The following is a 21,718-nucleotide window of genomic DNA, read 5'->3' as shown; positions in this document are numbered from 1 at the left end:
GTTTCATTTCAACATCGGAAATGATACATATGCGTTATGGACGCTTCGCAAGACTCCGAGCATTGGCTAGCATTGCTGCACCAAATCCCTGCGAAGCCGCCCTATCTGCGTGTGAAAATCTGGCGCCGCTTGCAGGCGATTGGCGCAGTGCCGCTCAAGAACGCTGTTCATGTGCTCCCCCGTCGCGAGGAGAACGAAACCGCATTTCGCGACCTGCTGGCAGAGATCACGACCAGCGGCGGCGAGGCGGTGCTGATCGACGCGCAGATGATCGAAGGCCAGAGCGACGTTGAGCTCCGCCAGCTTTTCGACGCTGCGCGGGATGCCGATTATGACGAGCTGGCCCAAGCCGCACGGCAGTTGCTCGACACTGGGCCGGCGTCGGGGACCGAGATCTCAAAACTCCAGCGACGGCTTTCTGAGATTGTCCGGCTCGACTTCTTTGGCGCGCACGGTCGTCAAGGTGCCGAGGCGGCGCTGCGGGATTTGGACGAGAAGCGTTACGCCCATCCCGACGTCGGCCGCACAGGCGAAGCGGCTGCGGTGTCGCCCGCTGACCTCAAGCATCGCGTCTGGGTGACGCGGCGCGGCGTCCACGTCGATCGCATCGCCTGCGCTTGGCTGATCCGACGATTCATCGACCCCCACGCGAGCTTCAAGTTCGTCGATGGCAGGAGCTACACGTCCGATGCCGGCGAGCTGCGCTTCGATATGACCGATGCCGAGTTCACCCATGAGGGCGATCGGTGCAGCTTCGAGACCCTGCTGCTACGCGCCGAGCTGGACGGCGATCCGGGATTAGCCGCGATCGGGGAGATCATCCACGACCTCGACATCGGCGACGACAAGTTTGAGCGGCCGGAAACGCCGGGACTCAGCGCGATGCTGTCAGGCGTGTGCGCGACGTTCGATGACGATCTCCAGCGCATCGCCGGTGCCGGCGACGCGCTCGATGGCTTCTACGCCTACTTCACCCGGCAAAACCCGTGAAGTCGGGAGTCAGCGCAAGGCACTCGGCCCTCGGCCGAGAGATGACTGTTATAGCTTGAGGAACGTGGTGAATGCAGACAAATGTACCGAGCGAGGCTGTAGGTTCTGCGGAAGGTCAAGGCATTTTGCCGCAGCTTTCGTATGCACAGATCTTCGCCAAGTTCTTGCGGTTCGGTTTCCTGGCATGGGGTGGCCCGATCGCCCAAATCGCCATGATCCGCCGCGAGTTGGTCGACGAGGAACACTGGGTCTCAAGTGCCAGGTTCAACCGCATCCTAGCCGTGTATCAGGTGCTCCCCGGTCCGGAGGCTCACGAGCTATGCGTCTTCTTCGGCACGCTTCCTAAAGGAAAGCTCGGCGGTCTTCTTGCAGGCCTGGGATTCATGATGCCGGGCTTTGTCCTAATGTTCGCGCTGTCCTGGCTGTATCTCTCCACCGGGATCATGCAGACTGCCGCCGCAACCGCGGCATTTCTCGGAGTGCAACCGGCCGTCATCGCCCTGATCGTGCGCGCCGTGCACCGGATTGGCGGTCACATCCTGCTCGACCGCTGGCTTTGGGGTATCGCGGGCGTCGCCGGCCTAGCGGCCCTCGTCGGCACGCCGTTCTGGCTCACCCTGCCGATCGCGGGCCTCGTCTATATGTTCGCGACGCGCCGTCAGCGGGTGACGGCCGGCCTGCTCATGGCCGTGCTCGTCGGGCTCGGGCTCTACTTCGCCTGGGTCACTTTCGCCGGTCCGGTTGGTGGAGATGCGGTCTCGGCGCAACCCGTCGCAAACCAAGAACCGTCGCTGCTGGATCTTTTCATCTCGGGCCTCAAGGCCGGGCTCCTCACCTTTGGCGGGGCCTACACAGTCATCCCGTTCCTGCGTGCCGATGCGGTTGGCAATGGATGGATGACGGATGCGCAGTTCCTCGACGGGCTCGCCCTATCGGGGATTCTGCCGGCACCCCTGATCATCTTCTCGACGTTCATCGGATATTTCGGCGGCGGCCCACTCGGAGCGATCGTGATGACGATCGGCATCTTCCTGCCGGCATTCAGCTTTTCTCTGTTCTTTCATGACCAGCTTGAACGGCTGGTGGACAACGAAAAGATCAAGACCTTCCTAGAGGGAATATCAGCAGCGGTCGTCGGGCTGATCGCCGCCACGACGCTGGAACTAGGGCAAAAGACTCTCGTGAACGTGCCCGGCGTGGTGATCCCGCTCGCGATCTTCGCCGTCGCCCTCGCGCTCCTTTACGTGTTCAAGGCCAAAACGACGATCCTGTGGGTTGTTCTCGCCGCGGCGGGGGCGGGCCTCGTCCTGTTCGGATGATCGCGACGCACCGTCACTCTTACGCAGCCTAATCAATCATATTGGAAAGGACCGAATGTGACGATCGACAATCTCTCCCGACGCAGTGCAATCGCAACCCTAGGCATAGGAGCCGCCGCCATGACGATCAACGAAGCCTCCGCCCGGACGCCGGTCGCCACGCCGTCGACCGTCCCCGCCTTTGCCGGCAACCATCAAATCAAGCCGCTCAAGTTCGATCCGGCCAGGCTTGAGGGCTTGTCCGAGCGATTGATCACGTCGCACCACGAGAACAACTATGCCGGCTCGGTCAAGACGCTGAACGCATTGCGGCCACGGCTGGCCGCCGCGCTCGCCGATACCGAAGCGCCGCCTGCCATCTACGGCGGCCTCAAACGCGAGGAACTGCACCGTACCGGCTCGGTGGTGCTGCATGAAATCTACTTCGACGGGTTGGGCGGCGACGGCCGGGCGGCCGGTTCGGTCCGCGACGCCATTGACGCCGCCTTCGGCTCGTTCGCGACATGGGAGGCGGAATTCCGCCGCACCGGCATGAGCCTTGCGGGCGGCTCTGGCTGGACAATCCTCGCTTACAACGTCCACACGCGCTCGCTCAACAATCATTGGGCTTGGGATCACATGCACGGCGCTGCGGCCGGCATACCGCTGCTCGCGCTCGATATGTATGAACACAGCTTTCACATGGATTACGGCACCCAAGCCGCCAGGTATATCGACGCGTGGTTCAAGAACCTCGACTGGGAAGCGACCGACCGCCGTTATGCGCAGGCGATCGCCACCGCCAGCGCCTGAGTTGGAGAGCGGCGATGAACGGGAGGCGAGTGAAGTCGGCCTTGACCACTTGCCCCAAGATCGGCCTGTTGTGGCGAACCGACCTCCCCACCAGCCCTCTGGACGTGCAAAGCGCGCGCCAGTGGCCGATCATGGCAGCGCTGCGTGAGTTGGGCGGTGAGGTCGAGGCGATTGGATATGCCGACGAGACGGCTGGTACAACGCGCGACCGTCTGCTGACGTGCGATGGCGTGATGGTCTGGGCCGACCCGATCAGCGACGCCGGTGACCGCTCAAGGCTCGATCCGATTTTGCGCGAGGCCGCGGCGGCGGGCGTCTCGATCAGCGCGCATCCCGATATCATCGCGAAAATGGGCGTGAAAAGCGTGCTTCACGCCACGCGGGCGCTGGGTTGGGGCACCGACACACACCGCTACGCCGATCTGGAGGAACTGCGCGCGCTGCTTCTTGAACGCCTGGCTTCCGGGCCGCGTGTGCTCAAGGAAAATCGGAGCAATGGCGGCCGGGGCGTGTGGCGGGTCGAAGTTGCTGACCGGGGGGGTGGCGCCCAACCGATCGTTTCGGTCCTTCACGCCGCGCGGGACAGCGTTCCGTTCAAGATCCCCCTCGATGCCCTGATCGCTCGGTTCGCACCCTATTTTGAGCGCGGCGAATGCCTCATCGACCAACCGTTCCAACCGCGGCTCGGGGACGGCATGATCCGCTGCTATGTGAGCGAGGGCACGGTCGTCGGTTTCGGCCACCAACTGATCCGCGCGCTATTGCCGCTACCCGCGGAAGGGGTCGATTCTCCGAAGGCGCAGCCGGGGCCGCGGGTCATGCAGCCTGCCGACGCCGGCGCTTTCCAGTCGCTCAGAGACGATATGGAACAGTCGTGGATTCCCGGGTTGCAGCACATCCTCGCCATCGAGCATGACGAGCTGCCGCTCCTGTGGGACGCGGACTTCCTCTACGGGCCGAAAGACGATCGCGGCTCGGACAGCTATGTCTTGTGCGAGATCAACGTCAGTTCGGTCGCGCCGTTTCCGCCCAGCGCCGTGCGACAGGTGGCGGATGCCGCATACCGTCGCGCGGTCGCGGCGCACGAACGCCGTGTCGCCGGCCGAGGAACCACGGCTTCGCCGGCATAAACGTTCGCACGTTCCGGGATACGTTAGTCGGTCGCTGGACCAGCGAAGCGCCTTTCGTCACGCTCAGTCAACTTGATCCAGTATTCGAGCCGCCGTCACCGCCGGTGCCCGCGGCAATCTGATTTCGACCGCCAGCCCTGGCTGGAGCCGCGCAAAGGCCAGCGCTCCACGGTGCAGTCGGGCAACGGCGTCGGCGATGGCGAGGCCAAGGCCGTTGCCGGATGCACGCCGCGCTCGGTCCAAGCGCCCGAACGGGCGCAGCATCTCGGAGACCTCGCAATCGGATACGCCGGGACCGTCGTCGGCGACCGCCATCGTCAACGTGTCGGCCTGCTCGGTGACCGAAACATCGATACGAGCGTGCTCACCGGAGTATTTGAGCGCGTTCTCAATCAGGTTGGCGAGCGCACGCGCCAGCAGGTCGGCGTCACCGGCGACCAGCGCTTCTCGCGCTAAGCTCACAGAGATGTTGCGGCCGGAAGCCTCGATCTCTGCACGATAGGCATCCACCACCCGGTCAACGATCTCTGCCAGGTCGATAGGCTGAAATCGCGCGCGCGCGTTACCGGCATCAATCTCCGCTAGATCCAGCACCGCACTGAACAGCCGAAGCGCCTCGTCCAGCCCGGCCAACGCCTCACCCAGCGCCGCAGACCTGAGCTCTTCATCGTGCTGTGCCAACGCCAATTCAACAGAGTGCCTCACCCGCGTGAGCGGGGTGCGCAGGTCGTGGGCGACCTCCGCCGACACGCGACGGATCGTGGCTACCAGCGTGTCAATCCGATCGAGCATACGGTCGATGGCCAACGCGAGTTGATCAAGATCGGTGCGCGCATCGACCGGAGCGCCGGTCCGCGCCGAGAGATCGCCACGCTCGACTGCTCGGACGGTAACGTTGATCCGCTTCATCTGGCGCAGCGTCTGCCGCGTGGCGAAGAGGCCTGCGATGATGCCGAACACCAACGCGATTCCGCCAGCGGTCAGAATGGCCCCGAAAACAGCGTCGCGGATTGCTTCGCTTCGCTCCATATCCTCTCCAACGATGAGAAGGGATCCATCGGGAAGGCGTCGCGTCATCGCCAGCAGATGGACGCCCTCGACGCCGGGTTGCGGCGGAGGCTGGTCGATAAAGTGCCAACCGACCTTTCGCGGTACAATTTGGATGTCGCCGATCAGCGTGCGTCCATCTGGCCCAACTAAATAATACTCGGGCGACCCCGGCCGCTCGGCCTTCGCTCGAATTATTTCCAGTGCGCGATCAAGGCCTCCCCGTTGCGCTTCGAGGGCGATCACGTGCGACTCCAGCTCGATGCGATTTCGAGCCTCGCGCTCAACCACCCCGCGCGTTGCGATCCAGCCGCCGAGCGCGCCGGCGACCATGCTGATGACGAGCAGCAGCGCGTTGAGCGCAACAAGACGGGACACCGTCGAGCGCAACAGCCGGCTAATCACTCCAAGCGGCATAGCCTTCCCCACGCACGGTATGGATCAGGGGGGGATCGTCACCGCGATCGATCTTTGCCCGCAGCCGACTGATGTGGCTTTCGACGAGGTTCCTGCCAGGATCGAAACGGAACTTCCACACGGTCTCCAGCAGCATCAACCGCGTAAGCACGGCCGGCGAGTTCAGCATCAGTAGTTCGAGAAGCTGGAACTCGCGTGGGATTAGTTCGATGGGCGTGTTGCCTCTCCGCACCGTCCGAGCGAGACGGTCGAGTGTCAGATCGCCCAGCGAGAGGATGCTGGGCGGGCCGGCCGCCCGGCGCTGCAGCGCTTCAACGCGCGCGACCAGTTCGGCGATCGCGAACGGTTTGACAAGATAGTCGTCGGCTCCACCTTCAAGACCTTCGACTCGTTGGCCCACGGAGCCTAGCGCCGTGAGCATCAGCACGGGTGCTACGACTTGGCGACGGCGCAGCTCGGTGACAACCGATAGCCCATCCATCTCTGGCAGCATTCGGTCAACGATCAGCAACGCGTGAGCACCGCTCACGGCGCGATCAAGTCCGCTTTTTCCGTCGTCCTCCCAATCGACGGCGTGACCGCGAGCACGCAGCGCTTCAACAACGGCGCTCCCCGTGTCCTCGTCGTCCTCGATCAGTAGTAGGCGCATAATGCCCGAGGCATCTCCTCTGTTGTTTGCGCCGACCATAGCCGCGTGCGAGCAGTGCCGACAGTGCGCCAATGTCGTTTGCCGACGGCTGCGTTCGCACAAGAGTTCGATCGCCTTCTAGTGCAGAATGCCGCCAGCGGACCTTGTGAATCTACAAGGTGCCTTGCGGTCGGCGCCGATGCATGAGTGTCGCAGCTTTGGCGTGCCCGAGGAGGCATCGACCATGATCTCATTATGCATCAGGAGTTGAAGCAAAACTATGCGGACGGTGCTGTTATCGGGGTTGGCCACGCTGCTACTAGCCGCACCTGCTTGGGCGGCACCGGACTGGGCGAAGGTTGACGCCGCGCTGGGACGCCCCGGCGTCGAGCAGCCGGACGGAGTTCGTCGCTACGGATTTCCTCGCTCCGACCTGCGCGTTGTTCTGGATGGCGTATCGATAGAGCCTTCGCTGGCGCTCGGCTCCTGGGCCGCGTTTCAGCCTATGGGGGACGAAGTGATGGTAATGGGCGATCTTGTGCTCACGCACGAGGAAGTGAACCCTGTGATGACGCGCCTTTTGCAAGGTGGATACACCATCACCGCGCTCCACAATCACCTGCTGCGGTCCGCGCCCGGCACCATGTACATGCACATAGCTGCGCATGGCGATCCGGTAAGGCTGGCGGCGGCGCTGCGCCAAGCCATTTCCGCAAGCCGCACACCGATCTCTCCACCGTCTCTTGGAGCGGGAGCACCGTCTCGCCTCAATCTAAACTCCGATGCTCTGGACGAGCTGATGGGAGCCGAAGGCAGGGTCAATGGTGGCGTTCTGCAATACAGTATTCCCCGTGCGGAGCGGCTCATGGATGGCGGCATGGTGACGCCTCAATCAATGGGAACTGCGACCGCAATCAATTTTCAGCCCACCGGCGGCGGCAAGGCGGCGATCACGGGCGATTTCGTCCTCATCGCGAGCGAAGTAGACCGCGTCCTTCGAGCGCTTCGAGCGAACGACATCGAAGTCACAGCGCTTCACAACCATATGTTGAACGACGAGCCGCGCCTGTTCTTCCTGCACTTCTGGGCCAATGACGACGCGGCAAAGCTGGCGCGCGGTCTCCGCTCGGCACTCGACACAATGAACAATCGAAAAAACTAAGAATCGGACGACGGCCAGTCGGGCCGCGACCGCCGCCCGTTCATCCCCCGGCCCCGAAGGAAGTGGAACGGAACATGGCTAGCAAACGAACTCTCGTCATCGGAGCCAGCGCTGCTGTGTTGACGGTGGCAGGCGTGGCGCTCGCGGCGCAGCAGAACCATGAGGCGAACGAGAACCGCATTATCGGCGAGCATAGCGAGAAGGAAGTCGCACTCGACCAGGTGCCGGTGGCCGCGATGAACGCCGCGCGCACACGACTCGCGTCTGTCCGCGAAGCCGAGCTGGTAACCAGAAAGGCGGACGGCAGCACGCTCTACGAGATCGAAGGCAAGGATCAGGCTGGCAAGAACGTGGAGCTGTTCGTTACGCCGACAGGCCAAATCCTCGGGAATGAAAACGACAGCGATGAGGATGGCGACTGAACTCTCAGTCGTCTGAATGGGCCTGAATGGGGGTAAGGCCCATTCTTTGAAAACACCATCCGAGGATCAAATATGTTTAGGACTGTCGGTTATTGCATCGGAGCGTGTGTATCATCCGTCGTGCTCGCTGCTTCGAGTTATGCGCAAGAACAACCGATTCACACAAACGGCTCTGAACTCGTTGCAAGCTGTCGCGCCAACAACCCAGCGTGCGGCGCATACCTTCAAGGCGTGCTGGACATGATGATAGTGGCGCGGGGTAGCGAGTGTGGGGCGCCGCGTTACGATCGGAATAGATTGCGTTCAGCCTATCTGCGCTGGGCAGAAGACAACAGCTACTTCATGGACGTTCACATGGTTGCTGGCGCCGAACAAGCATTGGCTGAAGCTTGGCCTTGCGCGCCGCGACGATAGGAAGAAGTTGCATCATCCCAATCGCTCCACAGCGGCGCTCAGATAGGAATTGTTTCTGGCAGGTAGCTGGTATCACCGAACGGAGTAAGGAGTTCTGCTTGCCATTTGAAATCCGCCAGCTTTGTTATGCTATCGCCGCGGCGGACCATGGTAGTTTTTACAGAGCCGCCCGGGCACTTGATATTGAACAATCGACCCTCAGTCGCTCCATCTCGAAGTTGGAGCGCTCGATCGGAATGTCTATCTTCGAGCGGTCGCGGGCTGGGGTCAAAACGACGCTGGCCGGAGCCGCGTTCATTCGTGGCGCGCGACCAATGGTGGCAACGGCAGATAAGCTAGTCACCATGATGCTCGCAGCCGGCCAGGGCCGCGCTGGCGGTCTATTGCTCGGGTACAATAGCTCGGTCTCCGCCGGCAATCTCCGGGCGACCCTCATTAGCTGGCGCGAGGCGCATCCTGACGTCGAACTGGAATGCGTCGAGGCTGATCGCAGCGTTCTGCTCGCTGGGCTCGACACGGGCGAAATCGACGTAGCGATCCTGATGGGGACGCCCAGCCACAACGGATTTCGCTGCGAGCCGCTATGGAGCGAGCGGATGCTAGCCGCGTTGCCCGCCTCGCATCCGTTGGCTAGACGGGACATAATTCACTGGACGGATCTTCGGGGCGAGCACTTCCTTCTGCCCGCGGCCGATCCCGGCCCTGAAATCCGCGACATGTTGCTTGGCAGACTTCCAATCTCGGGCGGTAAGCCTGACATCCGAATGTCGCGGGCGAGCCGTGAGACCGTGCTGAGCATCCTCGGCGTCAACTCGGGTGTTACCATTGTCTGCGAGGGATCGACCGGAGCGACCTATCCTAGTGTCGTCTATCGGCCGATTCATGGCGAACAAGGACCGGCACTGACCGGATACTCGGGTTGCTGGCGAGACGACAATCGCAATCCAGCGTTGCGGCGCTTTCTTGGATTTATCAAGGCCCGCTATGCGCTCTCTTTTGATTTCTCGCCAAGATTCCAGTAAATTAGGCGGCCAGTCGGTGGAGTAAATTTTTGATGTCGCAAGGCAGGACCATCATCATCGTGCTTGTCACTTTGGTCATCGGCTTCGCAGGCGGCTTTGTCTTGCGGCCGGTCATCGCCCCCCTTAGCCAAACAGCCGTCGCCGTCAGTCCGGCCCCGGCCGCGCCGCAGCCGACCGCAGCGCGCGGGACGCAGTATTTTGCGGCCAATATCGACGAGGCTCGGCAGATCGTAGCAGCGTGTCGAGACGGTTCGGTGCGCGGTGATGAATGCGCCAACGCCGAGCAGGCAGTTATCGAGGCCGATAGCCGCGATCGCTTCAAGCGTTTCACCGGCAACTGAGAAGCCGGGAACCCCTTAACTGCCTTGCGCGCGGTGGCGACGAAAGCCGCGGTCGGTGTCCATGAAGCGCGCAAGCATAGGCGCCACCAGCTTTTCAGGCGGCATAGGTTGCTGGCCGGTCTCCGCCGCGAGCGCGGCGGCGTAGGCTACAAGATCGCGGTGGACCCCGGCGGGTAGCTCCACCGTCAGTTTGACAGGCCGATCGTCCACCAATGGCCCCAGCTTCAATTTCGTCATCGTGACGCTCCCAAAGGTTCGAGCACTAGGTCGCGGGTGATGACCACGCGCAGCGGATGGCCCGGCCGGATGGTAAGGGTCGGCTGCACGTTGAGCTGCCGCCGAACGATCTGCTGGCCGGTCTGATTGATCGTGTCCTGCGAGCCGCGCCGTAACGCGCGGGTCAAGTCATCCTCGCTGTCCGCGCCCAACTCGGCGCCGACGCCGAGCAGAGTCGAGACGGCCGCCGCCCTGAGCAGATTGCCCCAATGCTGATTCACGCGATCCTGTAGGCCGGCGAACCCAGCGCCGTCCGCGCCTGGCTGGCGCTCGAGAACGATCGAGCGCCCGTCCGGCATGATGAGCCGGTCCCAGGCGAGGAGAACACGGGTCTGCCCGGCGGTGATCTCGCTGTCGTATTCGCCGATCAGCCGGGCACCTTGCGGGATGAGCAAGATGCGGCCTGTCGGGCTGTCATAGACGTTCTGCGTAACCTGCGCCGTTATCTGGCCGGGAAGATCGGACCTGATCCCGGTGATGAGCGCGGCCGGGATGATGCTTCCGGCCTGCACGATGTTGGGCGACGGGGGTGCGATCAGCCGCTCCGCGCTCACCGTTCGCTGGTTCGAGGCTTGCGCCATGAAAGCGCGCCGGCCAGCTTGATCGCCCTGCGCTGCGCTCGCCTGCTGCGTTAGCTGCGCGGCTTGGTCGGGCAAGATCAGCGACGGGGCCGGCGCCGTTCCGGCGTTGCCCGCGTTGCCGCCGAGGAATACGCCACTCATTCGGGCAGCGTCACGTTCCTGCTGGGCGCGCTGGCGCGCAGCCTCCTCGGCCTGCGCGCGCGGATCGGGTTGGGCCGGCTGCGTGCCGATCGGCGGCACGGGCACGTTCTCGCCGCGCTGCTGGGCGGACACGATCGGGCCGCCGAGGTCGCCGGGAAGTGGTGGCCCAAGGCGCGGCGCTTGAGCATAGTCCCTCGGTCCCGAGGTGATGGTCTCGGCCGTGGCGCGGCTCTCGGTGTTGTAGAGTTCTTCCGCCTGCCGTTCACCAGCCGGTTTGAGCGCGTAGATCAGCGAGCCGCCGATACCGAGGCCGGCGGCCACGCCTATGACTGTCAGCGCCTTGCGGGACAGACGCATGACGCGGGGCGGATCGCGTCGAAGCTGGAATGGCTTTGGATCGGCGGGAAGGGGCTGCGGCGCGGCCGGCTCGGCGGAGGGAATGTCGGTGCGATCGTTCACGGCCGCCGCTCCCGTCCGTCGTCGCGCACGATGCGGACGCGCTGTTCATTGCGCCGATCGCCCAGGCGCAGTTCGGCGGCGGCGAACAGCCGGTCCACCACCATGTAGCGGCCCTGCACGCGATAATTGACTAGCTCGGCGTCCCCGGCCGCGCCGGTAACGAACAGCGGCGGCATCTCGCCCTGCGAGATCCCCGCCGGAAACTCGATGAACACCTGCCGGGAGTCGTCGAACGCACGAATGGGACGCCACGGGGCGCGGTCGCCCTCGATGCGATAACGGAAATTGAGCGAAGTCACATCCACGCCGGTCGCGGCCGGCGCGACCGTCGCAGCGGCGATGTTGCCGCCGCGTAGCGCGATGAGCTGATCTTGCGGGTAGGTCCACGACACTGAGGCCATGTAGGTCGCAGGTGTCGCGCGCAGCTCCAGATGATAGGTGCGCCGATCGGTGTTGATGACGAGGTTGGTGGCGAGGTCCGGCCTCGTCGGTTTGACGAGGATATGCACTCGCGCTGCCGGCCCGCCGCCGCTGATAGTATCGCCGATGATCCAGCGCACGGTGTCGCCGGCTGCTACCGGCCCCGGCCCAACGAGCTGCTCGCCCTCCTGTAAGGCGATGTCCGTCACTTGGCCGGGCGCGGTATAGATCTGATAGAGCGCGCCGTCCGTCCAGGGATATTGCTGGATGGCGTTGAGGAAGCCGTCACGGGCCGGCTGCACCCGCGCGGCGGCGTTTGCATCGCCGACGCGCCTACGGGGATCGGCAGGCTCTGACACGCGAGGGGCATCCGGCAATGGCTTGAGCTGACCGGGAAGCGGCAACGGTTCAGGAATCGTAACGATCTCCACCGGGCGCGGCGGCTCGGCGGCCGGCGTCGCGGCGACTTCGCGCGGTGGATCGTCATATGCGATAGCGGGCGGCCGAGCGGAAGTAGTGGCACAGCCGGCGAGCGCGGAGGCGGAAACGAGCAGCGCGGCGGTGACGGCGCGCCGGAAGGGAATGCCGATCATTGCGACAGCTCCTTTGACCAGTTGAGGGCATTGACGAACACACCGAGCGGATTCTTGCGGAGTGCGTCCGGCGTGCGAGGCGGCTGCACGACGATGGTGAGGATCGCCGACCAGCGTTCGGTGGCGGCGAGGCTGCCGTCCTGATAGCGTCGCTCCGTCCAGGCGACGCGGAAGCTGTCCGGTGACGCGCGGATGACGCTTGATACGTCCACCGCCACCTGCACCCGCCCGACGTTGGCGAACGGGTCGTTGGCGCGAGCGTAATCGTTGAGCGCGACCGCGCCCCGATCGGTGGTGAAGTCATAGGCGCGAAGCCAGTTCTGACGAACGATGACCGGATCGGCCGGCACGCTCCTGACTTGCTCGATGAAGCGGGCGAGATGGAACGCGATCTGCGGATCGGTCGGGCGATAGCCGGCCTCGGCCGGCGCGACCGCCTGCGCCTCGCCGAGCCGATCGACCTGCACCACCCAAGGGACGATATGGCCACGGGCCGATTGCCAGACGAGGCCGCCAGCCAGGCCGCCCGAAAGGGCGAGCGTGCCGAAAAATGCGAGACGCCAGTTCTTCGCCTGCACGCGCGCCGAACCGATCCTGTCGTCCCAGGCTTGGGCGGCGCGCTGATAGGGCGTGGTCGGTTCGGGGGTCTGGCCGTAGCGGATGGTCGGTCGTCGGAACATGGCAGCTAGTCCTTCTGATGGAGATCGACGGACGAGCCGCTTCCCCCGCCGTCGCCGGAACGTAGGGTGTGGGCGGCGATCGTCGCGCCGTGGGTCATGGTCTGGCGGCGCTTCATGGCCGATGCCCAAGCGGGCCTGTCGTCGGAGGCTGGTGCCGATGGCGAAGCACCTCCTGAAATCGTGCCTCGCGTCGCGGTGACTGCTGCGCGACCGCCGGCGCGATAGCTGTCTTTCAGGGACGCGGCGGCTTTCCGTAGCGGGGAAATCGCCGCACCCGCCGCCGCTTGGCCGACACCGGCCGCGCCACCCGCGACGGCGGCTGCGCCGGTCTTGCCTGCCGAGCCGAGCGCATAGGCGCTGCTGGCGGCGCCGGAAGCAAAGGCGCTCCCTCGTGCCGCGCCGCCGATCGCGCTTGCAGCCGCGCCGGCGCCGAGGCGTGCGGCGGCTGCACCGCCAACCAGCGCGCCGCTTGCGGCCAGCGCGGTCCCGGCGGCTGCGCCCGCGCCGAGGGCCGGCCCGCCTGAGACGATGCCGTTCGCTACGCCGGGGCCGAAGATCGCCAAGCCAAGCAGCGACAGCGCGCCGAGCGCGATCGACATCGCTTGCTCCAGCGTGGGCTCTGGGCCAGCGGCGGCGGTGAATTGACTGAACAACGTCGTGCCGATGCCGGTGATGACGGCGAGCACGAGAACTTTGATGCCGGTGGAGACGACATGGCCCAACACCTTCTCGGCCATGAAGGCGGTCTTGCTGAAGAAGGCGAACGGCAACAGCACGAAGCCGGCGAGCGTCACCAGCTTGAACTCGATCAGCGTCACGAAAATCTGGATCGCCAGGATGAAGAAGGCGATGACGACAAGCGCCCAAGCGAGCAGCAACACGACGATCTGAACGAAGTTGGTGAAGAATGAGATTGGACCGACCAGCTCGCCCGCAGCAACGACCAGCGGCTCACCCGCATCCAAGCCGGTCGCGGCGATGAAGCCGGGGCGCATGAAGTCGGCGATGCTCATGGCATCGCCCGTCGCCTTCAAGCCCAGCCCGGCGAAAGACTGGAACACGATCGTCGCCAGTGTCGAGAAATTGCCGATGATGAAGGCAAAGACGCCGATGTAGAGCGTCTTTTTGATGAGGCGCTGAAGCACGTCCTCGTCGGCGCCCCATGCCCAGAACAGACCGGCAATCGTCAGGTCGATGGCGATCAGCGTGGTCGAAAGGAACGCGATCTCGCCGCCGAGCAGTCCGAACCCGCTGTCGATGTAGGTCGTGAAAACCTGTAGGAAGTTGTCGATGATGCCGGTGTCGTTCACCGCTGATTGCCTTCCCTGCCGAAGAACCGGCGTTGATGCGCCGCCCATGCCGCCTCGCAGCCGGAATCCGGCATGGTGAGCGCGCGGCAACGCGCGAGTTCCGCCGCTAAGGGATCGCGCTCGGCGCGTGCCGCCACGGCGTTGGCCGCCTCCGGCACGCGCGGCTCGGTGACGGCGGCGATCACCGCCACCGTCATCATGAGCCCTGCCAGCGTGGCGACGCCGGCGATCTTGACGGCTGCCGACATCGGCTCAGTTGCCGAGGAAGCGGCGGAGGCGCTCGCGCCCCTCGGCTTCGGCGGCTGCATTTCGCGCCGCCTCCAGCGATTGCGCTCGGCCTTGAGCGGCCAGCAACGCCGCGATGTCGGCGAGCTGCTGCGATTGCAGCGCGAGAAGCTGGTTGCCGGCCTGAGCCGCTTGGAGCGCGCCTTGAGATGATTGGCTCGCCGACACGAGGCGGTTCATCGTCGCGCGCGAGCCGTCGATATTTCCAACGACGCCGGCCTGAACGCGGAGCGCGTCCTGAAACGCGCCTACGCTGGTCTCCCACCGCTCGCGCGCATTTGCGACGAGCTGCCGTTGCGGGACCGACATGGCGCCGGCTGTGTATCGGCTGGTGAAAGCCTGGTCGATCTGGCCCAAGTCATAGGCGATGCGCTGCGCCTGGCCGAGCAACTGCTGGGTCTGGCGCACCTGGCCCTGCAACTCGGCGAGCGAGGATTGCGGGAGGCTCGCCAGATTGCGGGCCTCGTTGAGCAACGAAGTCGCCTGATTCTGTATCTGGCGAATCTGATTGTTGATCTGCTCCAGCGTGCGCGCGGCGGTCAGCACGTTCTGCGCATAGTTGGTCGGGTCATAGACGATCCCGCCGAACTGCGCGTAGGCCGGCACGGGCGCCGCGATCGGCGCGATGGTCGCGGTGGCGAGGACGCCGGCCAGAATGGCGCGGCGCAGGGGAAGTCGGGTCATAGCGGTAACTCCTGCTGGCGGGGGGGAAGAAGCTCGATCGCCCAGGCGCAGCCGCGATGGCGCAGCCATTCGGCCGCGAATGCGGTTTGGCCGTGAGTCTCGATGATGTCGGCGATGCGGAGCTGATCGGCCTTGGCCGACGCGGCGGCGAAGGCCAGCGCGACCTCGCCCAGCCCCAGCTCGAACAGCCGGTTGCCGCGCCGCGACTGGCAATAATAGTCGCGCTTGGGTATCGCCCGGCTGAGGATTTCGATCTGGCGGGCGTTAAGCCCGAACCGCTCGTAGATGGCGGCGATCTGCGGCTCGGCGGCGCGCTCGTTCGGCAGGAAGATGCGCGTCGGGCAGCTTTCGATGATGGCCGGGGCGATGCTCGACGTTTCGATGTCCGCAAGGCTCTGCGTGGCAAAGACGACGCTGGCGTTCTTCTTGCGAAGGGTCTTCAGCCACTCGCGGAGCTGCGCTGCGAAGTCCGGGCTGTCGAGAACCAGCCAGCCCTCGTCGATGATGATGAGTGTGGGCGAGCCGTCCAGCCGCCCGCCGATCCGGTGGAACAGGTAGGACAAAACGGCGGCGGCGGAGCCGGCGCCGACCAGTCCTTCGGTCTCGAACGCCTGCACGGCGGCTTCGCCCAAGCGCTCGTCCTCGGCGTCGAGAAGCCGGCCCCACGGCCCGCCGATGCAATACGAGGCGAGCGCCTGTTTGAGCTGCTGGTTCTGCAACAGCACGGCAAGGCCGGTCAGCGTGCGTTCGCTAACCGGCGCCGACGCCAGGGAGTTGAGCGCCGACCAGATATGCTCCTTAGCCTGCGGATCGACCGCGACGCCTTCGGACGCGAGGATCGCCGCCAGCCATTCCGCCGCCCACGCTCGCTCGGCCGGATCGTCGATGCGGGCGAGCGGTTGGAGCTGCACCCCGTCGCCGGTTTCGTCGGCAAGCATTCCGCCGAGATCCTGCCAGTCGCCGCCCATGCCGATCGAGGCGGCGCGGATGCTGCCGCCGAAGTCGAAGGCAAAGACCTGGCTGTTCTCGTAACGGCGGAACTGCATCGCCATCAGCGCGAGCAGGACCGATTTGCCGGCGCCGGTCGGGCCGACAATCAGCGTGTGGCCGACATCGCCGACGTGAAGGGAAAACCGGAACGGGGTCGAGCCTTCGGTTCTTGCGTAGAGCAAGGGGGCTGCACCGAAATGCTCGTCCCGTTCCGGCCCCGCCCATACTGCTGACAGGGGGATCAGGTGGGCGAGATTGATGGTGGAAATCGGGGGCTGGCGAACATTGGCGTAGGTGTGGCCGGGAAGGCTGCCCAGCCACGCCTCGATCGCGTTCATGCCCTCGGGAATGACGGTGAAATCGCGGCCCTGAATAACCTTCTCGACGAGCCTCAGCTTCTCGGCCGCGATGGCGGGATCGCGGTCCCACACCGTCACCGTGGCGGTGACATAGGCCATGCCGGCATAGTCGGCGCCCAGCTCCTGCAAGGCGGTGTCGGCGTCGGCGGCCTTGTTCGAGGCGTCGCTGTCGAGCAGCGTGCTCGCCTCGTTGGTCATCACCTCCTTCAAGATGGCGGCGACGGATTTGCGCTTGGCGAACCACTGGCGACGGATGCGGGTAAGCAGCTTCGTCGCGTCGGTCTTGTCGAGCATGATCGCGCGGGTGGACCAGCGATAGCCGAACGCCAGTCGGTTCAGCTCGTCGAGCAGCCCCGGAAACGTCGAGCTGGGAAAGCCGGTAATGGTGAGGATGCGGAGATGATGGTCGCCCAGGCAAGGTTCCAGCCCGCCGGTCAACGGCTCATCGGCGAGCAGCGCGTCGAGGTGCATCGGGGTTTCCGGCACGCGCACACGCTGTCGCCGCGTCGAGATCGTCGAGTGGAGGTAGGTCAGCGTCTCGCCGTCATCGAGCCAGCGGACCTCGGGCACGAAACCCTCGACCAAATTGAGCACGCGGTCGCTACGATCGGTGAAGCCTTTGAGCAGCTCCCACGGATCGACGCCGGTGGTGGACCGGCCCTCGTAAAGCCAGCCTTCGGCCCGCGCGGCGTCCTCGGCCGGCGGCATCCACAGCAACGTCAGGAAATAGGCGCTCTCGAAATGCGCGCCTTCCTCACGGAACTGTTCGCGGCGCTCCATATCGACCAGCGCAGAAACGGGATCGGGAAACTCGGACTCGGGGTAATCGAGCGCGGGACTGCGCTGCGCCTCCACGAAGATCGCCCAACCGGAGCCCAGGCGCCGGAGTGAACTGTTCAAGCGTGCCGTGGTGGCGACCAGCTCGGCCGGCGTCGCACTGTCGAGATCAGGGCCGCGGAAGCGTGCGGTGCGCTGGAACGAACCGTCCTTGTTGAGCACGACACCTTCGCCGACCAACGCGGCCCAAGGCAGGAAGTCCGCAAGGTACGCGGCCTTGCTGCGATATTCGCGCAAGCTCATCATGGCTGCATCCATGTCGGGAAGCGGAGATGGCGCCGGGCCACGTCCACGAACTGCGGATCGCGTCGTGCAACCCATACGGAAAGCGCGTGGCCGATCGCCCAGATGACCAGGCCGGCGATCCAGAGACGCAGGCCGAGCCCGATCGCGCCGGCCAGCGTCCCGTTGACGATGGCGAGCGACCGCGGCGCGCCGCCGAGCAAAATCGGCTCGGTCAGCGCCCGGTGGACGGGGGCATAGAAGCCCGCGATCGGTTCGGCTGCGTCCTGCATCAGACGAGCGCCCCGCCGCCGAACGAGAAGAACGACAGGAAGAAGCTCGACGCGGCAAAGGCGATGCTGAGACCGAACACGATCTGGATCAGCCGGCGGAAGCCGCCGGAAGTATCGCCGAAAGCCAGCGTCAGGCCGGTCACGATGATGATGATGACCGCGACGATTTTCGCCACCGGCCCCTCGATGCTTTCGAGGATGCTTTGCAGCGGCGCTTCCCACGGCATCGACGATCCGCCCGCGTGGGCCGGAACGGCAAAGGTCAGCGCGACGACGCTGGCGGTGGTGGCGAGCATGGCGCGACGCGCGCCATGCCGAATGGCATGGATCATGGCAGGTCTCCGGGCTGGGGTTTGGGAAGCAGGGTAAGGCGGTAGTCGCCGGTCGCGGCGTCGAGTCCTTCGACGCGGGCCAGCTCGGCGAGACGCCGGCCGTGCGCGTCACGGACCAGCACGGCGATCAGGTCGATGGTCTCGGCGATCAGCGCGCGAGGGACTGTCACGACCGCCTCTTGAACGAGTTGCTCCATGCGGCGGAGCGCGCCAAGTGCGGTGCCGGCGTGAATGGTTCCGATGCCGCCCGGATGGCCGGTGCCCCAGGCTTTGATGAGGTCGAGCGCCTCGGCGCCGCGCACCTCTCCGATCGGGATGCGATCCGGCCTAAGCCGTAACGACGAACGGACCAGCTCGGACAGCGACACCACGCCGTCCTTCGTCCGCATGGCGACGAGGTTGGGCGCAGCGCATTGCAGCTCGCGCGTGTCTTCGATCAGAACGATGCGGTCGGTCGTCTTGGCGACTTCGGCCAAGAGCGCGTTGACCAGCGTGGTCTTGCCGCTGCCGGTGCCGCCGGCGACGAGAATGTTGGCGCGAGCCGATACGCCTTCGCGCAGCGCCGTCGCCGCGTCGGCCGACATGATCCCGGCGGTGGCGTAGTCGTCAAGCGTGAACACCGCGACGGCGGGCTTGCGGATAGCGAAGGCGGGAGCCGCTACGACAGGCGGCAGCAAGCCCTCGAATCGTTCGCCGCCCTCGGGCAGTTCTGCCGACACGCGGGGACTGCGCGCATGAACCTCGACGCCGACATGATGAGCGACCAGGCGCACGATGCGTTCGCCATCGGCGGCGGTCAGCGTCTCGCCGGTATCGCTAACGCCTTCGCCGAGCCGATCGAGCCACAACCTCCCGTCCGGGTTTAGCATCACCTCGATCACGGTCGGGTCGTCCAGCCATGCCGAGATCGACGGCCCGAGCGCGGTGCGCAGCATCCGCGCGCCGCGCGTCTTGGCCTCGGATCGGATCGGATGAACGGTCAAGGAACTGGCCCTGCGAAGGGCCGGGCGAACCGCCGCCCGGCTGTCGGGGCACAGCAAGAGACGCATAAATACTTCTGCCGCAACAGCTACTTGCTGGCGTAGTAGAGGGGGCGGCAGATACGTGGTCGGCGGCGGAATTGCTTTTCGACTACGCGGTGGTTGGCGTGTCTATTCAGTCCGACTCAGTCGAAGTGGAGCGCGGCCAGACATCTTCCGGTATCTCGTCCCTCAAGCTCTTGCCGCTGGCGAAGCGCCGGCCGAGCGTCTCGACGAAACCCTCGTAGCGCTTGCGTCCCTTCACCTGCGCGGCCGCTTGATCCTCGTCGGGCAATGGCGGCGTCACCGTCAGCCAGAACCGCACAAACAACGTCAGTGCCTCAATCGTGAGTCCGGTGTCGCGCTCAAGCCGCTGGACCTGACGCGACAAGCGATCGAGCCGTCGAGCGAACGCCGCCTCCATCCGGTCGGCGCCGTCCGGCGAGAGGTAGGAGGCGACCGCCGCCTCCACGATTGCCGAGCGAGAGATGCGGCGGCGGATCGCCAGCTCGTCAACCTGCTTGGCGAGCGCTGGCGGAAAATAGACATTGAGCCGGACGCGCATGATCGCCGCCTACAGCTCGATACCATCGCCGGGGTCGAGCGACGCTTGCCGCGCGAGCCCCTGCATCCGGCGCCGCACCGCCGCCTGCCGCGCGGCGTCGTCGGGTTCGTCGTCCATGATCGCAAACTCCTGCGCGGGCGGTGGCGAGGTCTCGGGCGCGATGGCGACATGCTCCGGCAGTTCGGGTTCGCGGCGCAATCCGCCGTTCGCCGCGTCCTCCGCCGAACGGACGATCTGCGCCACGGCGGCGGGATCGGCGATGACGGCGCGGCCCGTCCAGTCATCGCGCCGGACCTGGGCGGCGTCAGGGGTGGGCGCGGACATGATACGTTCGGCGAACCGTGCGTCGCGGTAGTAGCGGGCCTTCTTCGCCCGGATCGGATGGACGCCCGCCACCATGACGATCTCGTCATCGGGCGGCAGCTGCATCACCTCGCCCGGCGTGAGGAGCTGGCGAGCGGTCTCTGACCGCGACACCATCAGATGCCCGAGCCAGGGCGAAAGCCTGTGACCCGCATAGTTCTTCATCGCCCGCATCTCGGTCGCGGTGCCGAGCGCGTCCGAGACGCGCTTGGCGGTCCGCTCATCGTTGGTGGCGAAGCTCACGCGGACGTGGCAGTTGTCGAGGATCGCGTTGTTCGGGCCGTAAGCCTTCTCGATCTGATTGAGGCTCTGCGCGATCAGGAACGCCTTGAGCCCGTAGCCGGCCATGAACGCCAAGGCAGACTCGAAGAAGTCGAGCCGGCCTAAGGCGGGAAACTCGTCGAGCATCAGGAGCACGCGGTGGCGGTTGCCCTTCGGGGTCAGCTCCTCGGTCAAACGGCGCCCGATCTGGTTGAGGATGAGGCGGATGAGTGGCTTGGTGCGCGATATGTCGCTGGGCGGCACGACCAGATAGAGCGTCGCCGGCCGTTCGCCCCCCACCAGATCCGATATGCGCCACTGGCAGGCCCGCGTGACCTGCGCCACAACAGGATCGCGGTAGAGACCGAGGAACGACATGGCCGTGCTGAGCACGCCCGACCGCTCGTTATCCGACTTGTTCAGCAGCTCTCGCGCCGCGCTGGCGACGACGGGATGAACGCCGGCTTCGCCAAGGTGCGGCGTCGCCATCATCGCGGCCAGCGTCTGCTCGATCGTGCGAGATGGATCGGAGAGGTACGACGCGACGCCGGCCAACGTCTTGTCCGGCTCGGCATAGAGGACGTGAAGGATCGCGCCGACCAGCAGCGAGTGCGACGTTTTTTCCCAATGGTTCCGGCGCTCCAGGCTGCCTTCGGGATCGACCAGCACGTCCGCCACATTCTGCACATCGCGCACCTCCCATTGGCCGCGCCGCACTTCCAGCAACGGGTTGTAGGCAGCCGATGCGGCATTGGTCGGATCGAACAGCAGCACGCGGCCGTGTCGCGCGCGGAAGCCCGAGGTCAGCGACCAGTTCTCGCCTTTTATGTCGTGGACGATCGCGGAGGCCGGCCAGGTGAGTAGCGACGGCACAACCAACCCGACGCCCTTGCCGCTCCGCGTCGGAGCGAAGCACAGCACATGCTCGGGGCCATCGTGGCGCAGATAGTCCCGGTCGAGTCTGCCGAGCACGACGCCGTTCGCGCCCAGCAGCCCGGCCGCCCGAACCTCGCGCGTTGTCGCCCAGCGTGCCGAGCCGTAGGTCTCGGCGTTCTTCAACTCGCGCGCACGCCACACAGACATTCCAATGGCGACGGCGATTGACACGAACCCGCCCGACGCGGCGATGAATGCGCCGGTCTTGAAGATGGCTGGCGCGTATGCGTCGAACGAGAACCACCACCAAAAGAAGGCCGGCGGCGGATAGACACGCCAGCCGCCGACGATGAACCAGGGCGGCCCCAGCTCGGGTTGATAGGCCAAGGCCGCGGCGGTCCATTGCGTCGCGCCCCACACACCTGCGAGCACGATCAGAAAGACAGCGATGATCTGGCCCCACAGGATTTTCGTCGCGGACATGGCTG

24 protein-coding genes are annotated in these 21,718 nt (G+C 65.2%); 9 read left to right on the top strand and 15 right to left on the bottom strand.

The features are described 5' to 3' along the window. The first annotated feature begins 36 nt into the window (after positions 1 to 36). The 4 genes from Q4610_RS09180 to Q4610_RS09165 all read left to right on the top strand — a co-directional run bounded on the left by Q4610_RS09180 (position 37) and on the right by Q4610_RS09165 (position 4,231). On the top strand, positions 37 to 990 hold the full coding sequence (locus tag Q4610_RS09180) for a chromate resistance protein ChrB domain-containing protein (protein WP_054725861.1): 954 nt from the start codon (positions 37 to 39) through the stop codon (positions 988 to 990). A 71-nt stretch (positions 991 to 1,061) separates the two neighbouring features. Then, a complete protein-coding gene (chrA, locus tag Q4610_RS09175) occupies positions 1,062 to 2,309 on the top strand; it encodes a chromate efflux transporter (protein WP_082395458.1) in 1,248 nt (415 codons plus the stop codon). A 120-nt stretch (positions 2,310 to 2,429) separates the two neighbouring features. After that, on the top strand, positions 2,430 to 3,101 hold the full coding sequence (locus tag Q4610_RS09170; protein ID WP_153876138.1) for a superoxide dismutase: 672 nt from the start codon (positions 2,430 to 2,432) through the stop codon (positions 3,099 to 3,101). A 41-nt stretch (positions 3,102 to 3,142) separates the two neighbouring features. After that, the gene (locus Q4610_RS09165; protein WP_207790608.1) at positions 3,143 to 4,231 is read left to right on the top strand and encodes a Cj0069 family protein; all 1,089 of its coding nucleotides are present in this window, start codon (positions 3,143 to 3,145) and stop codon (positions 4,229 to 4,231) included. Positions 4,232 to 4,294: 63 nt separating this feature from the next. On the opposite strand, the gene Q4610_RS09160 is transcribed toward Q4610_RS09165, so the two are convergent. Next, positions 4,295 to 5,695, bottom strand: a complete 1,401-nt coding sequence (locus Q4610_RS09160) for a sensor histidine kinase (RefSeq protein WP_054725851.1) — start codon at positions 5,693 to 5,695, stop codon at positions 4,295 to 4,297. Continuing rightward, a complete protein-coding gene (locus tag Q4610_RS09155) occupies positions 5,676 to 6,344 on the bottom strand; it encodes a response regulator transcription factor (RefSeq protein WP_054733083.1) in 669 nt (222 codons plus the stop codon). Before Q4610_RS09155 ends, Q4610_RS09160 begins: the two co-directional genes overlap by 20 nt. Positions 6,345 to 6,603: 259 nt before the next feature. On the opposite strand from Q4610_RS09155, the gene Q4610_RS09150 reads away from it, so the two are divergent. The 5 genes from Q4610_RS09150 to Q4610_RS09135 all read left to right on the top strand — a co-directional run bounded on the left by Q4610_RS09150 (position 6,604) and on the right by Q4610_RS09135 (position 9,684). Beyond that, positions 6,604 to 7,485, top strand: a complete 882-nt coding sequence (locus tag Q4610_RS09150) for a DUF1259 domain-containing protein (protein ID WP_054725847.1) — start codon at positions 6,604 to 6,606, stop codon at positions 7,483 to 7,485. A gap of 74 nt (positions 7,486 to 7,559) precedes the next feature. Continuing rightward, positions 7,560 to 7,907: a hypothetical protein gene (locus tag Q4610_RS09145; RefSeq protein WP_054725844.1), complete on the top strand. Its 348-nt coding sequence runs from the start codon at positions 7,560 to 7,562 to the stop codon at positions 7,905 to 7,907. Positions 7,908 to 7,979: 72 nt separating this feature from the next. Then, complete coding sequence (locus Q4610_RS21790; protein ID WP_224199557.1) at positions 7,980 to 8,321, top strand: Rap1a/Tai family immunity protein; 342 nt, start codon at positions 7,980 to 7,982, stop codon at positions 8,319 to 8,321. Between the two features lie 98 nt (positions 8,322 to 8,419). Continuing rightward, positions 8,420 to 9,343: a LysR family transcriptional regulator gene (locus tag Q4610_RS09140; protein WP_158514424.1), complete on the top strand. Its 924-nt coding sequence runs from the start codon at positions 8,420 to 8,422 to the stop codon at positions 9,341 to 9,343. A 32-nt stretch (positions 9,344 to 9,375) separates the two neighbouring features. Beyond that, positions 9,376 to 9,684, top strand: a complete 309-nt coding sequence (locus Q4610_RS09135) for a hypothetical protein (protein WP_054725841.1) — start codon at positions 9,376 to 9,378, stop codon at positions 9,682 to 9,684. A gap of 15 nt (positions 9,685 to 9,699) precedes the next feature. On the opposite strand, the gene Q4610_RS09130 is transcribed toward Q4610_RS09135, so the two are convergent. The 13 genes from Q4610_RS09130 to Q4610_RS09070 form a co-directional block, all read right to left on the bottom strand. Then, positions 9,700 to 9,921, bottom strand: a complete 222-nt coding sequence (locus Q4610_RS09130; protein WP_054725836.1) for a DUF2274 domain-containing protein — start codon at positions 9,919 to 9,921, stop codon at positions 9,700 to 9,702. Beyond that, the gene (locus Q4610_RS09125; RefSeq protein ID WP_088712620.1) at positions 9,918 to 11,141 is read right to left on the bottom strand and encodes a TraB/TrbI/VirB10 family type IV secretion system protein; all 1,224 of its coding nucleotides are present in this window, start codon (positions 11,139 to 11,141) and stop codon (positions 9,918 to 9,920) included. Before Q4610_RS09125 ends, Q4610_RS09130 begins: the two co-directional genes overlap by 4 nt. After that, the gene (gene trbG / locus Q4610_RS09120) at positions 11,138 to 12,154 is read right to left on the bottom strand and encodes a P-type conjugative transfer protein TrbG (protein ID WP_054725830.1); all 1,017 of its coding nucleotides are present in this window, start codon (positions 12,152 to 12,154) and stop codon (positions 11,138 to 11,140) included. Before trbG ends, Q4610_RS09125 begins: the two co-directional genes overlap by 4 nt. Continuing rightward, complete coding sequence (gene trbF, locus Q4610_RS09115) at positions 12,151 to 12,834, bottom strand: conjugal transfer protein TrbF (protein ID WP_054725827.1); 684 nt, start codon at positions 12,832 to 12,834, stop codon at positions 12,151 to 12,153. The genes trbG and trbF overlap by 4 nt, the downstream gene beginning before the upstream one ends. 5 nt (positions 12,835 to 12,839) lie before the next feature. Then, complete coding sequence (gene trbL / locus Q4610_RS09110; protein ID WP_088712619.1) at positions 12,840 to 14,144, bottom strand: P-type conjugative transfer protein TrbL; 1,305 nt, start codon at positions 14,142 to 14,144, stop codon at positions 12,840 to 12,842. Continuing rightward, complete coding sequence (gene trbK-alt / locus Q4610_RS09105) at positions 14,141 to 14,392, bottom strand: putative entry exclusion protein TrbK-alt (RefSeq protein ID WP_054725821.1); 252 nt, start codon at positions 14,390 to 14,392, stop codon at positions 14,141 to 14,143. The genes trbL and trbK-alt overlap by 4 nt, the downstream gene beginning before the upstream one ends. 4 nt (positions 14,393 to 14,396) lie before the next feature. Continuing rightward, a complete protein-coding gene (gene trbJ, locus Q4610_RS09100; protein WP_054725818.1) occupies positions 14,397 to 15,113 on the bottom strand; it encodes a P-type conjugative transfer protein TrbJ in 717 nt (238 codons plus the stop codon). Further along, positions 15,110 to 17,545, bottom strand: coding sequence for a conjugal transfer protein TrbE (gene trbE, locus Q4610_RS09095; RefSeq protein ID WP_054725815.1), 2,436 nt, complete (start codon positions 17,543 to 17,545; stop codon positions 15,110 to 15,112). Before trbE ends, trbJ begins: the two co-directional genes overlap by 4 nt. Further along, a complete protein-coding gene (locus Q4610_RS09090) occupies positions 17,542 to 17,814 on the bottom strand; it encodes a VirB3 family type IV secretion system protein (protein WP_054725812.1) in 273 nt (90 codons plus the stop codon). The genes trbE and Q4610_RS09090 overlap by 4 nt, the downstream gene beginning before the upstream one ends. Beyond that, on the bottom strand, positions 17,814 to 18,146 hold the full coding sequence (locus Q4610_RS09085; RefSeq protein ID WP_054725809.1) for a TrbC/VirB2 family type IV secretion system protein: 333 nt from the start codon (positions 18,144 to 18,146) through the stop codon (positions 17,814 to 17,816). Before Q4610_RS09085 ends, Q4610_RS09090 begins: the two co-directional genes overlap by 1 nt. Then, the gene (gene trbB, locus Q4610_RS09080; RefSeq protein WP_054725800.1) at positions 18,143 to 19,129 is read right to left on the bottom strand and encodes a P-type conjugative transfer ATPase TrbB; all 987 of its coding nucleotides are present in this window, start codon (positions 19,127 to 19,129) and stop codon (positions 18,143 to 18,145) included. The genes Q4610_RS09085 and trbB overlap by 4 nt, the downstream gene beginning before the upstream one ends. A 172-nt stretch (positions 19,130 to 19,301) precedes the next feature. After that, entirely contained in the window at positions 19,302 to 19,730 is a 429-nt protein-coding gene (locus tag Q4610_RS09075) for a ribbon-helix-helix domain-containing protein (protein WP_054725797.1), read from the bottom strand. 9 nt (positions 19,731 to 19,739) lie between these two features. Then, complete coding sequence (locus tag Q4610_RS09070) at positions 19,740 to 21,713, bottom strand: conjugal transfer protein TraG (protein ID WP_054725794.1); 1,974 nt, start codon at positions 21,711 to 21,713, stop codon at positions 19,740 to 19,742. Positions 21,714 to 21,718: the final 5 nt, after the last annotated feature.

The sequence above is a fragment of the Sphingobium cyanobacteriorum genome (assembly GCF_030580935.1).
GTDB classification, from domain to species: Bacteria; Pseudomonadota; Alphaproteobacteria; order Sphingomonadales; family Sphingomonadaceae; genus Sphingobium; species Sphingobium cyanobacteriorum.
This window is presented reverse-complemented; position numbering and strand designations above follow the sequence as displayed.

What these genes read in the sequence shown, in the direction of transcription:
- Q4610_RS09160 (WP_054725851.1), bottom strand. Translation starts at nt 5,695, where the DNA reads ATGCCGCTTGGAGTGATTAGCCGGCTGTTGCGCTCGACGGTGTCCCGT.
- trbK-alt (WP_054725821.1), bottom strand. Translation starts at nt 14,392, where the DNA reads ATGTCGGCAGCCGTCAAGATCGCCGGCGTCGCCACGCTGGCAGGGCTC.
- trbJ (WP_054725818.1), bottom strand. Translation starts at nt 15,113, where the DNA reads ATGACCCGACTTCCCCTGCGCCGCGCCATTCTGGCCGGCGTCCTCGCC.
- Q4610_RS09090 (WP_054725812.1), bottom strand. Translation starts at nt 17,814, where the DNA reads ATGCAGGACGCAGCCGAACCGATCGCGGGCTTCTATGCCCCCGTCCAC.
- Q4610_RS09180 (WP_054725861.1), top strand. Translation starts at nt 37, where the DNA reads ATGGACGCTTCGCAAGACTCCGAGCATTGGCTAGCATTGCTGCACCAA.
- Q4610_RS09075 (WP_054725797.1), bottom strand. Translation starts at nt 19,730, where the DNA reads ATGCGCGTCCGGCTCAATGTCTATTTTCCGCCAGCGCTCGCCAAGCAG.
- chrA (WP_082395458.1), top strand. Translation starts at nt 1,062, where the DNA reads ATGCAGACAAATGTACCGAGCGAGGCTGTAGGTTCTGCGGAAGGTCAA.
- Q4610_RS09155 (WP_054733083.1), bottom strand. Translation starts at nt 6,344, where the DNA reads ATGCGCCTACTACTGATCGAGGACGACGAGGACACGGGGAGCGCCGTT.
- Q4610_RS09130 (WP_054725836.1), bottom strand. Translation starts at nt 9,921, where the DNA reads ATGACGAAATTGAAGCTGGGGCCATTGGTGGACGATCGGCCTGTCAAA.
- Q4610_RS09070 (WP_054725794.1), bottom strand. Translation starts at nt 21,713, where the DNA reads ATGTCCGCGACGAAAATCCTGTGGGGCCAGATCATCGCTGTCTTTCTG.
- Q4610_RS09145 (WP_054725844.1), top strand. Translation starts at nt 7,560, where the DNA reads ATGGCTAGCAAACGAACTCTCGTCATCGGAGCCAGCGCTGCTGTGTTG.
- Q4610_RS09135 (WP_054725841.1), top strand. Translation starts at nt 9,376, where the DNA reads ATGTCGCAAGGCAGGACCATCATCATCGTGCTTGTCACTTTGGTCATC.
- Q4610_RS21790 (WP_224199557.1), top strand. Translation starts at nt 7,980, where the DNA reads ATGTTTAGGACTGTCGGTTATTGCATCGGAGCGTGTGTATCATCCGTC.
- trbG (WP_054725830.1), bottom strand. Translation starts at nt 12,154, where the DNA reads ATGATCGGCATTCCCTTCCGGCGCGCCGTCACCGCCGCGCTGCTCGTT.
- trbF (WP_054725827.1), bottom strand. Translation starts at nt 12,834, where the DNA reads ATGTTCCGACGACCGACCATCCGCTACGGCCAGACCCCCGAACCGACC.
- Q4610_RS09085 (WP_054725809.1), bottom strand. Translation starts at nt 18,146, where the DNA reads ATGATCCATGCCATTCGGCATGGCGCGCGTCGCGCCATGCTCGCCACC.
- Q4610_RS09150 (WP_054725847.1), top strand. Translation starts at nt 6,604, where the DNA reads ATGCGGACGGTGCTGTTATCGGGGTTGGCCACGCTGCTACTAGCCGCA.
- trbE (WP_054725815.1), bottom strand. Translation starts at nt 17,545, where the DNA reads ATGATGAGCTTGCGCGAATATCGCAGCAAGGCCGCGTACCTTGCGGAC.
- Q4610_RS09170 (WP_153876138.1), top strand. Translation starts at nt 2,430, where the DNA reads ATGACGATCAACGAAGCCTCCGCCCGGACGCCGGTCGCCACGCCGTCG.